Origin of the sequence: Flavobacterium rhizosphaerae, assembly GCF_046000445.1 — a bacterium.
Lineage (GTDB): Bacteria > Bacteroidota > Bacteroidia > Flavobacteriales > Flavobacteriaceae > Flavobacterium > Flavobacterium rhizosphaerae.
Window position 1 is genome coordinate 84,400 of record NZ_JBELPZ010000010.1, and the last position, 15,876, is coordinate 100,275.

At 35.0% G+C, this 15,876-nt stretch carries 16 protein-coding genes; all 16 read right to left on the reverse strand.

The genetic code is table 11. The annotated features are described in order from the left end of the window. Positions 1–18: 18 nt before the first annotated feature. The 16 genes from ABS766_RS11035 to rfbB all read right to left on the reverse strand — a co-directional run bounded on the left by ABS766_RS11035 (position 19) and on the right by rfbB (position 15,869). Complete coding sequence (locus ABS766_RS11035) at positions 19–837, reverse strand: glycosyltransferase family 2 protein (protein ID WP_408085213.1); 819 nt, start codon at positions 835–837, stop codon at positions 19–21. A 9-nt stretch (positions 838–846) separates the two neighbouring features. Further along, positions 847–1,347: an acyltransferase gene (locus ABS766_RS11040; protein WP_408085214.1), complete on the reverse strand. Its 501-nt coding sequence runs from the start codon at positions 1,345–1,347 to the stop codon at positions 847–849. A 25-nt stretch (positions 1,348–1,372) separates the two neighbouring features. Further along, positions 1,373–2,641, reverse strand: coding sequence for an MATE family efflux transporter (locus tag ABS766_RS11045; protein WP_408085215.1), 1,269 nt, complete (start codon positions 2,639–2,641; stop codon positions 1,373–1,375). A gap of 45 nt (positions 2,642–2,686) precedes the next feature. Continuing rightward, the gene (cysN, locus tag ABS766_RS11050; RefSeq protein ID WP_408085216.1) at positions 2,687–3,943 is read right to left on the reverse strand and encodes a sulfate adenylyltransferase subunit CysN; all 1,257 of its coding nucleotides are present in this window, start codon (positions 3,941–3,943) and stop codon (positions 2,687–2,689) included. Positions 3,944–3,969: 26 nt separating this feature from the next. Next, positions 3,970–4,875 (reverse strand): sulfate adenylyltransferase subunit CysD, encoded by a 906-nt coding sequence (gene cysD, locus ABS766_RS11055; protein WP_408085217.1) that lies wholly within the window; start codon positions 4,873–4,875, stop codon positions 3,970–3,972. After that, complete coding sequence (gene cysC / locus ABS766_RS11060) at positions 4,868–5,467, reverse strand: adenylyl-sulfate kinase (protein WP_408085218.1); 600 nt, start codon at positions 5,465–5,467, stop codon at positions 4,868–4,870. Before cysC ends, cysD begins: the two co-directional genes overlap by 8 nt. A gap of 6 nt (positions 5,468–5,473) precedes the next feature. Beyond that, entirely contained in the window at positions 5,474–5,911 is a 438-nt protein-coding gene (locus tag ABS766_RS11065) for a DUF2061 domain-containing protein (protein ID WP_408085219.1), read from the reverse strand. 8 nt (positions 5,912–5,919) lie between these two features. Next, positions 5,920–6,726, reverse strand: a complete 807-nt coding sequence (gene cysQ / locus ABS766_RS11070; RefSeq protein WP_408085220.1) for a 3'(2'),5'-bisphosphate nucleotidase CysQ — start codon at positions 6,724–6,726, stop codon at positions 5,920–5,922. A gap of 51 nt (positions 6,727–6,777) precedes the next feature. Continuing rightward, positions 6,778–7,887: a GDP-mannose 4,6-dehydratase gene (gene gmd, locus ABS766_RS11075; RefSeq protein ID WP_408085221.1), complete on the reverse strand. Its 1,110-nt coding sequence runs from the start codon at positions 7,885–7,887 to the stop codon at positions 6,778–6,780. 28 nt (positions 7,888–7,915) lie between these two features. Further along, complete coding sequence (locus ABS766_RS11080; protein WP_408085222.1) at positions 7,916–8,866, reverse strand: GDP-L-fucose synthase family protein; 951 nt, start codon at positions 8,864–8,866, stop codon at positions 7,916–7,918. Positions 8,867–9,059: 193 nt separating this feature from the next. Further along, positions 9,060–10,373, reverse strand: a complete 1,314-nt coding sequence (locus tag ABS766_RS11085; protein WP_408085223.1) for a hypothetical protein — start codon at positions 10,371–10,373, stop codon at positions 9,060–9,062. Further along, on the reverse strand, positions 10,373–11,833 hold the full coding sequence (locus ABS766_RS11090; RefSeq protein ID WP_408085224.1) for a polysaccharide biosynthesis protein: 1,461 nt from the start codon (positions 11,831–11,833) through the stop codon (positions 10,373–10,375). The genes ABS766_RS11085 and ABS766_RS11090 overlap by 1 nt, the downstream gene beginning before the upstream one ends. Before the next feature lie 20 nt (positions 11,834–11,853). Continuing rightward, positions 11,854–12,852, reverse strand: coding sequence for a mannose-1-phosphate guanylyltransferase (locus ABS766_RS11095; RefSeq protein WP_408085225.1), 999 nt, complete (start codon positions 12,850–12,852; stop codon positions 11,854–11,856). 23 nt (positions 12,853–12,875) lie between these two features. Beyond that, positions 12,876–13,901, reverse strand: a complete 1,026-nt coding sequence (locus ABS766_RS11100; protein WP_408085226.1) for an NAD-dependent epimerase/dehydratase family protein — start codon at positions 13,899–13,901, stop codon at positions 12,876–12,878. Between the two features lie 24 nt (positions 13,902–13,925). Continuing rightward, the gene (gene rfbA / locus ABS766_RS11105) at positions 13,926–14,801 is read right to left on the reverse strand and encodes a glucose-1-phosphate thymidylyltransferase RfbA (RefSeq protein ID WP_408085227.1); all 876 of its coding nucleotides are present in this window, start codon (positions 14,799–14,801) and stop codon (positions 13,926–13,928) included. Between the two features lie 9 nt (positions 14,802–14,810). Continuing rightward, a complete protein-coding gene (rfbB, locus tag ABS766_RS11110; protein WP_408085228.1) occupies positions 14,811–15,869 on the reverse strand; it encodes a dTDP-glucose 4,6-dehydratase in 1,059 nt (352 codons plus the stop codon). Between the last annotated feature and the right edge of the window lie 7 nt (positions 15,870–15,876).

Sequence of the window (15,876 nt, forward strand, 5' to 3'; positions counted from 1 at the left end):
AATTTATAACAGTTAAAACTAATTTTTTAAAGACTCTCTCAAGTGTTTTAATGCTACGTGTTTTGCTCTTATTAATTTAAACGCGCCCCTCCCTCTAAAAGCAATAAAATTTTTTAAGATTGTAGAGGCATAAAATGATAAATATGCTTTTATTGATGTATCTGGGAGAGGAAGTTCAGGATGTTTCTTATAAAAAAACTCTCTTGAAACCGCCCTTTTTTTAAGCATTTTGGCAATATCATGCTGCATACGCCAAGGGTGAATAACAATTGCATCTTTTACAAATATAACTTTTTCTTTAAGTTTTAAAATACGAGTATGCAAATCAACATCTTCCATTGCAGCAAAAGGAAAATCTTCATCAAATCCATTAATGGATAGGAAAAAATCTCTTTGTATTAAAATATTACAGGACCACATATGCCCCCCATTTAGGTTAATAGGAGATTCTTCTAAAAAATGTCGTTGCGGCCTATCAGCTTTTATTGCTCCTTCAAAAGCTTTAACGTCAAGATTTTTTTCTATAGCCTTAATATAATTTTTTACTAAGTTTTTATCCGGAATACAATCATCATCAATAAACATTATCCACTCATTTTGCGAAAAAGCAGCTCCTGAATTCCTGTTGGCTGCCGGTCCCTTTTTGGGGCCTTTATTATATTGTACTTCCGGATAAAAGTTTTCTAACATAACTTTAGTGGTATCATCCGGACTATCATCTGAAACTATGATTTCATAAATACCTTTAGCTAAACCTTGTACGGAATAAGAAAGACAATCCAAACAGCATTTAAGCATTTCCAGCCTTTTATAAGTTGGTATTATTATTGAAATCATATATATGAACTATTTATAGTTAATATCTATTTTTTTTATCATCCTTGCGGGGTTGCCAACCCAGATTTCATTACTTGGCACATCCTTTGTCACAACGCTTCCGGAACCTATAACAGAATTATCTCCAATTGTAATTCCTGGTAATATACAACTGTTCATGCCCACCCATACATTGTTCCCTATTATAACAGGTTTACTATAATATTTATCTTGATTTTTATCTCTAAACCTATTATCCGAATTAATAACATGGTTATAAGAAGAGATACCACAATTACTGGATATCCAGCAATTTTCGCCTATTTTTATACCGTGAGTAGCATAAATTGTCGTAAAAGATGCAATACTTGAATTTGACCCTATAGAAAAATTTTTAGGGACAATTATATTAACATCAGAATCTATGCGTACATTCTCACCAACAAATTTCATTATCGATTTATAATAATCAAGTTTCTTTTTCGCCAAGGTTCTTTCAAGCCTCCACAATATTCTAATAAATATATTCATTAACATAGTATTATTTATTCCACAACTAATTTAATGTCATAAGTTTATATCCAAGATATCCTCCTTGTATAAATATTCTCGCACCAGCAAGAAATACATTAAAGAATAATACACCCATTAAATTTGATATATCAAATAATATAGCCCCTATAACAATAGTGAGAATACTGATAGATATTGAAATTACCGGGTTAAAGACCCATCCTCTTGCTGAAGATAAAGAAAAAAATAAGCCAGATATAAGATCTAAAGAAACTCCTCCCATACAGAGCAACAATTCAAAGCTTAAGCCTTTGTAATCGTTTCCAAAAAGCCATAATATCTCATTTGAAAATAAAAAAACTATTAACAAAAAAGCAATAATAATTAATGAAATTATAACTGTCATTTGAAACGATCTCTTAATTAAAATATTTTTGTTTTCTCTAAGTCTAGCATATCGTGGTATTATGAGTGTATTTATTAAAACCATTATTAATGATAATACGACAGAAAGTCTACTAAGAGCTCCAATTTGAGCTACTGAGGTAGTATTACCAAAAAAAGATAATAACCATATTGTTATTTGCCCAGATATGCTAAAATAAATAGCTCCAGGCATTAATTTTTTTACCATTTCCAAAATATTCGCTCTGACTTCTGCACTTGGATAAACATGAAAGTCAGCAAATGGAAATACCATTTTTCTAAGCCTTATATTTCCCGCAATACGAGTAATACCAGCCACTAAAATTGCTATGAAAGAATATGGTACAAAAAAAATAAATGTTAATAATAAAATTAAGCGGCCTAAAGCGACAGCAACCTGATTTTTTTGTAGGGGCAAAATATCTTGGTGCAATTTAAGTACCATTTCTAAAAGCGAGTCTGATAGCGCTGAAAAAAACGCAGGTATTAAACATAAGCTCACTAATACAACTGTTAAAATGCCAGCTCCATGATCTATTAATAGATAAACTAAAACGGGTATACATACAACAAGGCTAACTACTGCAAATTTTTTACGCAAGTCAAGGCCTGTCGCTAATATAATCCCAAGTTTATTACGATCTTTCCACACTTTTCCACCTTCTGAAAGTACACCTTTTGAAATACCACCATCTGCAAGCAATGTCATCGTACCTAACAGAGTATTAGCAATAGTATAAAATGCATATTCATCTACTTCAAGTATCCGTATTAGCAAAAGCCCACTTAAAAAAGATATTCCCTGAACAACTATTTGTGCAAATCCAGTAATCCCAACAAGTTTGCCCCAAGCCCAATAATTTGAAGTAATAGATTTAGACGTCACTTTTTTAAAATACCGCATTAATCCTTTTTTTGATTCGATTACTTATTAAACAACCATCCCGGCAGCTACAGTTTCATTAGTAGCTTCATCTATTAAAATTAAACTACCGGTTGTACGGTTTTCTCGGTATGAATCTATCATTAATGGCTTAGTGGTACGTATCCTCACCTTGGCCATAGCATTCATGTCAAGTCCTTTATCCTCAGTATCTCTCTCTAATGTATTAATATTTATCTTATATACTATTTCCTTTACCATAGCTTTTTGCTCATTACTGGTATGCCTTACTATATATTTTGCATTTGGCTTGAAAGGACTGTTATTTAGCCAGCAAAGCATTATTTCTACATCCTGAGATAGTTGGGGTTGGTTGTTTGAACGCACCAGCATATCACCTCTACTCATATCAATATCATCTTCCAGCGTTATAGATACAGACATTGGGGCAAAAGCTTCTTCAAGTTCCTGATCATATAGATTAATGCTTTTAATTTTAGACGTAAAACCTGACGGCAATACCGTAACTTCATCGCCAACTCTTAGTACACCTCCGGCTATCCTGCCCGCATAACCCCTGTAGTCAATAAATTCTCTACTTTGTGGACGTAGTACTGTTTGCACTGGAAAGCGCGCATCTACTTTGTTTTCATCACTGCTTATATGCATAGTTTCAAGTGTATGTAGTAATGGTGCACCCTGATACCAGTTCATATTTTCAGAGCGGTTTACAACATTGTCACCTAATAATGCACTGATGGGTATAAAGCGGATATCTTTAACCAATAATTTTGAAGAGAATTCTTCGAATTGCTTAATAACTTTATCATAAGCTTCCTGGCTAAAATCAACAAGATCCATCTTATTAACACATACAATTACATGTGGAATTTGTAGTAATGAGGCTATAAAGGCATGGCGCTTGGTTTGCTCAATAACTCCATGCCGTGCATCTACCAGTACAATAGCGGCATTAGCAGTAGAAGCACCTGTAACCATATTTCTTGTATATTGAATATGCCCAGGAGTATCGGCAATAATAAATTTTCTTTTAGGGGTAGTAAAATACCTATACGCTACATCAATAGTAATTCCTTGCTCACGTTCATCCTTAAGTCCATCTGTAAACAAGGCAAGATCTACACCTATATGTCCTTTTTGTTTACTTGTATTTTCTATTGCTGCTAACTGATCTTCAAATATTGATTTTGAATCATATAATAGTCGGCCTATCAATGTGCTTTTACCATCATCTACACTACCTGCTGTAGTAAAACGTAATAATTGGTTATTATCTATTTGCATAACTATATTCCTTTATTTTTTTGTGATTAAAAATACCCTTGGCGTTTCCTGTCTTCCATAGAGCTTTCAGAACGTTTATCATCACTCCTGTTGCCCCTTTCCGTCTGGCGCATAGTAGAAACCTCTAAAGCTATTTTCTCTAATGTATCAGCATCAGATTCAATACCCCCGGTTATTGTTATATCACCAAGTGTTCTGAAACGTATTTTTTTAACCAGCACTTCTTCAGAAGGTTCCAGAATTAAAAATTCTGAATTCGGTATCCATGTGCCATTACGCCAAACTACCTCACGTTCATGCGCAAAATATAATGAGGGTATGGCTATGTTTTCTCTTGCAATATAATTCCAAATGTCCATTTCAGTCCAGTTGCTTATTGGAAATGCTCGAAAATGCTCTCCCTGAAAATATTTGCCATTGAATAGATTCCACAATTCTGGGCGTTGATTTTTAGGATCCCATTGTCCAAAATCGTCCCTGTGGGAAAAGAATCTTTCTTTAGCACGCGCTTTTTCTTCATCTCTCCTACCGCCTCCTATAGCACAATCTACTTTATGAGACTCTATAGCATCAAGTAAAGTAGTGATCTGCAAAGCATTTCTAGTTGCATTTTTACCTCTTTCTTCAGCTACACGACCCTGGTCTATTGATTCCTGCACAGAACCTACCAGCAAGCGCACGCCTAATTCTTCTATCAAATCATCCCTAAATTTTATAGTTTCAGGAAAGTTATGCCCGGTATCAACATGCATTAATGCAAAAGGAATTTTACTGGGATAAAATGCCTTTCTTGCTAAATGCGTTACTACAATTGAGTCTTTTCCTCCGGAAAAAAGGATTACAGGGTTTTGGAACTGTGCCCATACTTCCCTCAAAACATAAATAGCTTCTGACTCTAATTCGTCAAGGTAGTTTAAATAATACTTACTCATAACTATAGTGTAATTTAGGTTGAATAGCTTTTAACACTCTCGATACGGCCATTTCAACGGTTTCATCTTCTGTTTTTATTTCTATAAATGGAGCCTGGGGTGCTTCATAATGCGCACTTATCCCTGTAAAATTTTCAATTTCTCCTGCTCTGGCCTTTCTATACAATCCTTTAACATCACGGCGCTCACATTCTTGTAAAGATGTATTTACAAATATTTCTATAAAATCTTTTTCTCCTACTATATTACGAATTAACTCGCGGTCTTTATGTAGTGGAGAAACAAAAGCAGCCACAACAACAGTACCTGAATCAACAAAAAGTTTTGCTATTTCAGCAATTCTGCGCAAATTTTCTTCACGGTCCTGTTCAGTAAAGGTAAGTCCTTTATTGATACCAGACCTTATATTATCACCATCAAGAGCATAAACTTTTATGCCTTTTTCAAATAACTCCTGTTCTACTAAATTGGCTATGGTGCTTTTTCCTGAGCCTGAAAGGCCTGTAAACCATAATACAAACGAAGAATGTTTATTGGCCTGGTTACGGTTATCTCTGGCTATTTTATAACTATGCGGAATTATATTCTTCATATATTATTAAACGTTTTTACTTCGCTCATCCAATCCAAAATTAATGCGGTACCAAATTCTTTCGTGCACATAATACAAAGCCATTTTTGTTATAACCTCTACCCCGCCAATTTTAAGTCCTGTAAGGGGGCTACCGGTTATAATCCAACTCAATGTCATTGTATCTAAAGTACCTACCATACGCCATGTAACGGTCTTGGCAAGGTGACGTTTTTTACTTTCTCTCATGACACCATTTTTATCAAGGTTTATTTTAAACCAAAGGCGTTCATGGAGATAATATAGGAACATTTTTGTTGCTACTTCAGTAAACCCTATTTTCAATCCGGTTAGAGGGTTTCCTGTTATTATCCATGAAAGTATTATAGTATCAATTGTACCAAGTATCCTATAGGTAATAGCTTTAACAATATGTCGTTTCCTCGAATGGTTAGATGTTGACATGTAACCTATTATTTCCGAACAACAAAATAGCTGTTCAATAAATTTTCCTTATTATACAGCATCGGCTTTCCTGTATCCTTGGTTATTACTTTTAACCCAACAGCTTCGCAGATAGCCTGGCCTGCAGCCGTATCCCATTCCATAGTGGGTGCAAAACGCGGATATACATCGGCTTTACCTTCTGCAACAAGGCAAAATTTTAAAGAACTGCCTTTAGACACTATTTCAGTTTCCAAACCAGGATACTCACTTTTTAAATTTCCAATAAATTCAAGGGTATCATCAGTCATATGAGAACGGCTACCTACAACCCTGATAATTTTGTCATTTACGGCATCATTCAGTACCAGCATTTCAGATTTTCCAAAAACTGCATCTACTGATATATCATAATTTACTGTAGCCTTATAGGCTTTTCCCTCTTCAACATCAGCATAATATAATTCGCCGGTAACAGGAACATATATAACTCCTAAAGAAGGCTTGCCATTTTTTACCAAAGCTATATTGACAGTGAACTCTCCATTACGTTTAATGAATTCTTTTGTGCCGTCAAGAGGATCAACAATCCAACATATATCCCAACTTTTCCTTACAAGATATTCTGCTTGTTTGTTTTCTTCACTGATTATAGGAAAAGGAGTCTGGGTTAAAAAAGAATTTATTACTTCATTAGAATCTTTATCAGCAAGGGTAAGAGGTGAATTATCATCTTTAGAATCTACACCAAAATCTTCTTGTCCATAAATTTTCAAAATAGCCTGACCGGCTTTTAATGATGCTTTTATAGCCACATTTAAGTACTCATTCCCCATAAAAATATATTTTTTTGATTTTATATAATAAAAACAGCATAGAAGTAATTATCAAGCCTGGTGTTCTAATTGAGAATTAATGTGCCTTTTTGCGCCTTCAAGATCTGACGCTACCATTTCTTTAACCAATCCGGCTAAATCATATTTTGGCTTCCAGCCTAATTTAGTTTTAGATTTTGTTGGGTCGCCAATAAGTAAATCTACTTCAGTAGGACGATAATAAGCTGGATCAACTTTTACAACAACTTTGCCTATTTCCAATTGATAATCAGGATTACTACAAGATTTTACCTTAGCAATTTCATTTTCATCTTTACCTATAAATTCAAGCTCTACGCCTACTTCAGCAAAAGAAAGTCGCACAAAATCACGCACGTAAGTAGTTTCACCCATAGCTATCACATAATCTTCCGCAACGTCCTGCTGTAGTATCCTCCACATGGCTTCTACATAATCTTTAGCATGCCCCCAATCTCTTTGCGCATCAAGGTTACCCAAATAAAGGCAATCCTGTTTACCTAAAGCAATAGCAGCAGTAGCCATGGTAATTTTGCGTGTCACAAAAGTCTCCCCTCTTCTGGGAGATTCATGGTTGAAAAGAATACCATTACAGGCAAACATATTATATGCTTCCCGATAATTTTTAGTAATCCAGAAACCGTAAATTTTTGCTACTCCATAGGGTGAACGTGGATAAAAAGGAGAATTTTCATCATAAAAACCTTTTTCATTTTTATTTTCTTCAAGGCCACCATATAATTCAGATGTAGAGGCCTGATAAATTCTTGTTTTCTTTTCAAGACCTAAAATACGAACAGCCTCCAGAATCCTAAGTGTTCCTACGCCATCAACATTGGCAACATATTCAGGCAAATCAAAAGAAACTTTAACATGGGACATAGCGCCCAGGTTATAAATTTCGTCAGGTTTTATTTCCTGTATTATCCTGATAAGGTTAGTAGAATCTGTTAAATCACCATAGTGTAGTTTAAAATTAACATTATTTTCATGCTGATCTATATACAGATGGTCTACTCTTTGCGTATTGAACGAAGAAGACCTTCTCTTTATTCCATGTACTTCATAACCTTTTTCTAGTAAAAGTTCTGCAAGATAAGATCCGTCCTGTCCAGTGATTCCGGTAATTAGAGCTATTTTCATACTTAAGTTCTCGGTTTGTTTCTTGTACTTATATCGTTACTTTTTTAACACTCTCAATATTATCCTTAAACCATTGATATGTTTTTTCAATACCTTCCTGCAAACCAACCCTGTGCTTCCAGCCCAATTCATGCATCTTACTTACATCCATAAGCTTTCTCGGGGTTCCATCAGGTTTGCTGCTATCCCACACAATTTCTCCTGTATGCCCTACAATTGACTGGATAGTTTCAGCAAGCTCTTTTATGGTTAAATCTTCTCCTGTACCAACATTATATAAAAAATCCGGAAGTTTATTTTCTACAGCAAAAACAACCGCCTCCGCCATATCATCTACAAACAGAAACTCCCGCATTGGCGTACCGCTTCCCCATAAAGCTACCGGAGTATTCCCGTTTTCTTTTGCTTCATGAAATTTACGCATCATAGCTGGTAATACATGCGATGTATTCAGGTCAAAGTTATCATAAGTACCATACAAATTTGTAGGCATCAAACTAACATAATCTTTACCAAATTGTTTTCTTATTGCCTGACTGGCCTTAACACCTGTTATTTTTGCTATAGCATACCATTCATTTGTAGGCTCAAGAGTATCAGTAAGCAAATATTCTTCTTTTAATGGCTGGGGTGCAAATTTTGGATAAATACATGAACTACCCAAAAAAACGAATTTTTCAACATCATTTTTAAGTGCTGCATCAATAAGATTATTCTGTATCTGAAGGTTTTCCATTAAAAACTGATACGGATAATCATTATTAGCCAAAATTCCTCCTACACGGGCAGCAGCATCAATTATCACTTCAGGAGCTTCAGTACTCATAAAGTCATTAACCTGAGCCTGGTTTCTCAAATCAAGCTCTTTGCTTGATTTCCCAATCAGGTTTGTATACCCCTTTTTTGATAACACCCTCCATATAGCGCTACCCACCATACCCTTATGGCCTGCTATATATATTTTACTATCCTTTTGCATTAACTTACCCCTATTATATTTAAATAATTAAATCTCGACAAAAATAGTCTAATTTTAACAATAAACCAGCGCTATTGAATTTTTTAATAATAAGTTAATTTATATAAAAAAACATACAAGATTTACAATTTTACCTATTTATTTTAAATAAAATCAATTTAAATCCACTTCAAATATACATATTAATCCTATATCACGATACTATTATTTTTCTGTTGTTTAAAAGTTTTAAAAGTATATATGCTGTAAATAAAACAGGTAATAAGCGTAACATATTAGCTATTCGTAAGCTGCTGAAATCAAAACTAAAAATCACAATAGTATATAATGTAACCAATATCGGATTAAAAACATCTTTACATAAAATCCGGTAAACAAAAGTATAAACCATACCTAATAGAAAAAAGAAAAAAATAATTCCAGGCATTAGGAAGTTAGCATATGCAAACCCAAAATTTTCGGTAGGCCATGAGGCTCTTGAAAGTTCACTCCGCGGAACCGGGGGGGCCACATATCTTTTTTGATATACTATTGTATTGAAATAAACACCTTGGTCCAACTGTGGTAGCGAATCACGGCTTTGAGAAGTACCCAATACTTTAACGGGTGTAAAGTAACCCTTCATTTGCCAAATATTATTTTCATTAAAATAGTTGGCAGCAAAAACATCAATAAAAGTATATGAAGTATGGTATACCAACTGCCTGAATGTAACGGCACTTTTTATATCTGATTTATCTCCTCGTAATAACGGGATAAGCAACATATATATAACTATAGAAACAGAAACTAAGCCACCCATAATAAACATATTTTTATTTTTTAACTTAGCCCCATAAAAATAGTATGCAGCCACAATAAGGATTATAATATATATTACTGAGCTTTTTCTGGAACCAAAACTTGTGAATACCGCAATTATTAATACACTAAAAGCAACAAAGGCAACCTTATCCCAAAATCTGTTTTTTTGTTTTATATTTAAAAGCAGGCATACACCACCCAACGATAAAAATGGTAAGAGTATAAGTATATACTGGCCTCCCTGCAAGGCAACACGGTTGGCAAGGTTAGACAATAAAACTGACAGCCCACCAATGTTAAACAAAAAAATAAAATAGCCTGCTAAACCGGCAGCTATAAAAATATAAGCTGCTATTTTTATTGATTTATAAGTATAAACAGGTGCCTGTTGCCTGTATTGTAAATAAGATTTGCCCTTAAAAATTTTATTATAGAGCAAAACCCCTGCAATAAGTGATATGTATGCTACTGTTTGTACCTTAGTGTATTGCCAAAAAGCCTCATCAATAGTAACATTGCAAACAGTAAGTACTCTTTCTAAAACAGAATCATGAAAAAAGGCGCTATATAAAATAAACGGCAGGTTTATGATAATCAGTTTTAGGGAAACAAACTTTAAAGGCGAAAAAAAGTCATGCGCCCGTGAGAAGTAAAATGTACCTCCATATAGAATAGAAAACCATATAAAACAAAGCCACACCATTAGCTGCGGTTTAAAATTTTACTTTTAACAACAAAATACAACGTAATTAAAATATTTATGATTAGAAAAATAATATAATTATTTGTAAACAGATAAAATATCACGGAAGCACAAAAGAGTGTAATAACAATAAAATAATCAATTATAGTTTTACCTACTGCAACAGCTTTAAATAAGCTTAAAAACAACATTATAAGATAAACAGTGGCTATTGCCTCACCTGCCAGTAATGCAATACCAAGACCATCTTTATATTGTATATAACTACATATTACTATTGCCAGCACCGTAATGCCCGATTTTATTATATTATAAAATAATATCTGTCTTGAAAAATTTGTTTTTTTAAAGTACTCATTGATAATCATTCCGAAATTTTGAAACAGTATAGCCATAAAAAGAAAAGCAACTATTTCAACATTAAACTCAAGCTTCCCTTTAGTCCAGTAAGTGTAAATAAAAGGTAAAAAGGGTAAACCAATAGTAATACAAGCAATTATTACGGTAGTTGATATTTCCCAGTACTTTTTTATGGTACTATAAATATAGTCCAGATTATTTTTTGTGAACTGTTTTTGTATGGCAGGAAATAATGGTATAACAGCTGTATTACCAAAACGGTAAAAAATATTAGTCATAGTACGGCTGGTGCTGAATATAGGTAACACTTCGGGCCTAAAAAAAGTTACCACTATAATATTAAGCCCCACCTCGTGTATTTTTTCAACCAGAAAACTCATATTGAGTACAAATGACTGCTTTACAAATTTCAGGGATTTTTTTATGTCTATGTCTTTAAAGACGATAACCTGAAATGGTATATGCGTATTTACAACGTACAGATTAATTAAACTAAAAAGAATGTTAACTATAAAAACTGCTAAACAGGTAAGATAGATATCCCTTGTAAAATATATAGTTAGTGCAGTAGCCGAAAAATCGACCAGTTCGCCAATTGCCCTGTATTTAAGCGTAATACGTATATTGCCTACAGGCTCAAAAAGGCGAAGTAAAAGAGAGTTGCAATATTGATACGTTATTTTACCGAAAAACAAAAAAAGAAAACCTGTACTAAAACTATTTTGCTGAATATAACTTACAGGAAAGCTGGTAAACATGGATAAAAAAAGGGGGAGGCTTATTACCAAACCTATTACCGATTGTAATATCAGGTAAAAGTAATTAGCTCCCTGCACCTGCCTCATCTCCTGCTGCACATCATGGTTTTTATGGTAAGCAAGGTTAAGTACATTGCTTGCATAATGCAGGTGACCCAGGTTTAGCGCGCAAATCATGCCGGCTATGGCCGAAATGGCTATCCAGAAAGCATACCCCCGGCTACCAACGGTTAACATGAAGGCAGGAACAAGAAGAAATTGTCTCAAAAAGCTTATGCCAATTGAGTAAGTACCCCATTTAACCGAATTAAAATAGCCGGAGTCTATTTTTCTGTTTTGCAATCAGTTTATATATTGTTGTGCTATGACAAAAGTTCTGAATTTATTTTCTCTAACTGTCCGTAAATATTTTTTACTTCCTGTGAGTGGTCTTTATGAAGTATAAGGTTAGCATTTGGTGTATGCACAAAAATAGTATTTTCTAACCCAAGGAAAGCCGTGTAATGCTCAGTACCTATTACCATATTACCAAATTCATCAACCTTATGCCCCATGTTTTTAAGGTAGTCATAAACCGAATCAAAAGAACCAAGGTCCGACCAACGGAAAATAGCAGGAACTACTTTAATTTTTTTACTGCGCTCCATAACAGCGTAGTCAATACTTATAGAGGGTATTTCCATAGAAATTTCTTCTATAAGCCTTCCATCTTCACTACTATTCCAGGCTTCAAGCGATTTTTGATATACTTCGGGCTGGTATGCTTTAAGTTCATCAAGCAATACACTTGCTTTAAAGCAGAACATACCACTATTCCATAAAAAATTGCCTTTATCAATAAACATCTGTGCGGTTACCTGGTTTGGTTTTTCCCTGAAAGAAACCACCTCATCACCTTTATGTTCAATATACCCATAACCGGTTTCGGGTTTAGTAGGATGTACACCAAAGGTAACAATAAAGCCCTGATGTGCTTTTTCAATAGCTTCTTCAATAGCATCTTTATAAGCCTCAGCACCTTCAATAACATGGTCTGAAGGAGTAACTATAAGTACATCATCCGGATCTGAAGCAAAAGCGGCAAAAGCTATTGCAGCTGCAGTATTACGCGGCACAGCTTCTACAATATCAAGGTATTGTATACTATTTTTTTCCAGTATCTCCCTGCTAAGGTGGCAGTTATCACGGCTACCCACAACTATAACATTACCAGCGAAACTATTATTACGCTCTGCAGTTAGTTCAAAAAGAGACTTACCTCCAAAAATAGGCAGGTATTGTTTTGGCCTGCTTTTTCTTGAAAGTGGCCATAAGCGGCTTCCTACGCCACCGGTAAGGATTACATGTGAAATTTTGCTCATCTTGCTTGGTATTACGATTTGGATTATTGCTTTTTGTAAAAACTCTTATGCCATTCCACATATTTAGCAATTCCTGTTACTATATCAGTAGACGGCTCATAATTATAGGCTTTTTTAAAATTTTCTACATCAGCCCAGGTAGACGCTACATCGCCGGGCTGCATAGGCAGGTTTTGCCTTATTGCCTTTTTACCTGTTGCTTTTTCAATCTCTTCAATAAAATCGGTTAATTGTACCGGCTTACTGTTACCTATATTATAAATTTCATATAACGGCTCACTCTTATCAGTAAGCACAGCAGAAACTACACCTTTAACAATATCATCAATATAAGTAAAATCACGGCTTAGGTTGCCATTATTAAACACCTTTATCTCACTTTCATTTAAAACCGCATCTGTAAAAAGGCTTATGGCCATATCTGGCCTGCCCCATGGGCCATAAACTGTAAAAAACCTTAGTCCTACTGTTTTTATACCGAACAAATGGCTATATGTATGCGCCATTAATTCGTTGCTTTTTTTGGTGGCTGCATACAAAGATACAGGATGGTCTACATTATCATGTATTGTAAACGGCATTTTTTTGTTATTACCATATACACTTGATGAACTGGCATATACAAGTTTTTTAATATTGTAATGCCGGGCAGCCTCAAGTATATTTAAAAAACCTACAACATTAGATTGCACATACACATCAGGATTTTCTATGGAATATCGTACACCCGCCTGAGCAGCCATATTTACAATAACATCAAAGTTTTCTTCATTGCAAAGAGTAAAAAGTGCCTCTTTGTCTTCAAGGTTCATTCTTATAAACCTGTAGTTTGTATACTTGCTGCTTTTTACTTTTTTATTCCACTCAACATCTTCTTTATCAATACCGCTTTGGGAAAGTCGTGCATATTTAAGGGTACTGTCATAATACTCGTTAATACTATCAATCCCAACAATATTATGTCCCTGCTTAATAAAATATTCAGCAAGGTGAAAGCCTATAAAACCGGCAGTACCTGTTATTAATATATTATATACTTTATTTTCCAATACTAAATTTATTTTCAATCAACATTAGGCAGTCTTTTCGCGCTTGATAAGCGAAAGGAGGTTTTTACCATAGCCGCTTTTCATTAATGGCTGGCACAATTGCCTAAACTGCTCTTCATTAATATAACCCATTTCATAAGCCACTCCTTCTATGGCGCCTATCTTTAAACCTTGTCTTTCTTCTATTACCTCTACAAACTGTGATGCCTGCATGAGCGACTGAAATGTACCGGTATCCAGCCAGGCGGTACCCCGGTCTAAAATACTTACATTAAGTTTACCTTTTTTAAGATACACCTTATTTATATCGGTTATTTCGAGTTCTCCGCGGTTGCTGGGCTTTATATTTTTTGCTATAGACACCACCTCATTATCATAAAAATAGATACCCGGCACTGCATAGTTTGATTTTGGCTTGAGTGGTTTTTCTTCAATAGAAACAGCCTTACCTTCTGCATTAAACTCCACAACCCCATAACGTTCAGGGTCGTGCACATGATAGGCATAAATTACACCCCCATCCGGGTTAGTATTCATCTGCAGCAATTTTGCCAAACCACTGCCATAAAAAATATTATCTCCCAAAATAAGGGCAACCTTATCGTTGCCTATAAAATCTTCGCCAATTACAAAAGCCTCTGCAAGTCCGTTTGGGTGTTCCTGCATAGCATATTCAAAGCGGCATCCAAGCTTTGTTCCATCACCAAGTAAATCACGAAACAGCGGAAGGTCTTTTGGTGTGGATATTATTAATATCTCCTGTATTCCGGCCATTAATAATACCGAAAGCGGATAATAAATCATGGGCTTATCATAAATAGGCATTAACTGCTTACTTACTGATAGTGTTAAAGGGTGTAGCCTTGTCCCTGAGCCTCCTGCTAATATTATTCCTTTCATTATCAGGTTTTAATTGTGCTTATGCATATATTGTTTTTCGTAATATCCCAGGTACTCCCCCGAGGTTACATTGCTGAGCCATTCACGGTTTTGCAAAAACCAGTCAACTGTTTCATTAAGCCCTTCTTCAAAAGTAACGGATGGTTTCCATCCCAGTTCTTTATTTATTTTTGAGGCATCTATGGCATACCTAAGGTCATGCCCGGGCCTGTCCTTTACATAGGTTATTAACCCACGGCTTTCACCTTGTTGCCGGCCAAGCTTTTCATCCATAATATCACATAACAACTTAACCAGGTCTATATTTTGCCATTCGTTAAAGCCACCTATGTTATAGGTTTCAAAATCGGGCGCTTTATGAAAAACAAGGTCTATAGCCGCAGCATGGTCTTTAACAAAAAGCCAGTCGCGCGTGTACTTACCATCACCATATACAGGTAACGGTTTGTTGTTGAGAATATTATTTATAAAAAGGGGGATGAGTTTTTCAGGAAAATGGTTGGGGCCATAATTGTTTGAGCAGTTTGTAAGTACATACGGTAACTTATAAGTTTCACCATAAGCCCTTACAAAGTGGTCTGACGCCGCTTTACTGGCCGAATATGGCGAATTTGGATCATAAGGAGTTGTTTCTGTAAACAGCCCCTCTACCCCAAGTGTTCCGTACACCTCATCGGTGCTTATATGGTAAAAGCGTTTATTTTGCCAATTATCCTGCCATAAATGCCTGAAAGCATTTAACAGGTTTATAGTACCTGTTACATTGGTTTTTACAAATGCAAGCGGATTTTCTATAGACCTGTCAACGTGAGATTCTGCAGCAAGGTGTATAACACTGTCAAACCTATGGGTTGTAAATAGGTCAAAAATAAACGGCTCATCAGCAATATCGCCTTTAATAAAGTGGTAATTGCTGTTTTGTTCTATATCAGCTATATTTTCCAAATTACCGGCATAAGTAAGCAGGTCCAGGTTATAAATTTCATATTGCGGATATTTTGTTACAAACCTCCGTACAACATGCGAACCAATAAAACCAGCCCCACCGGTAATAAGTATCTTTTTCATTACTGTA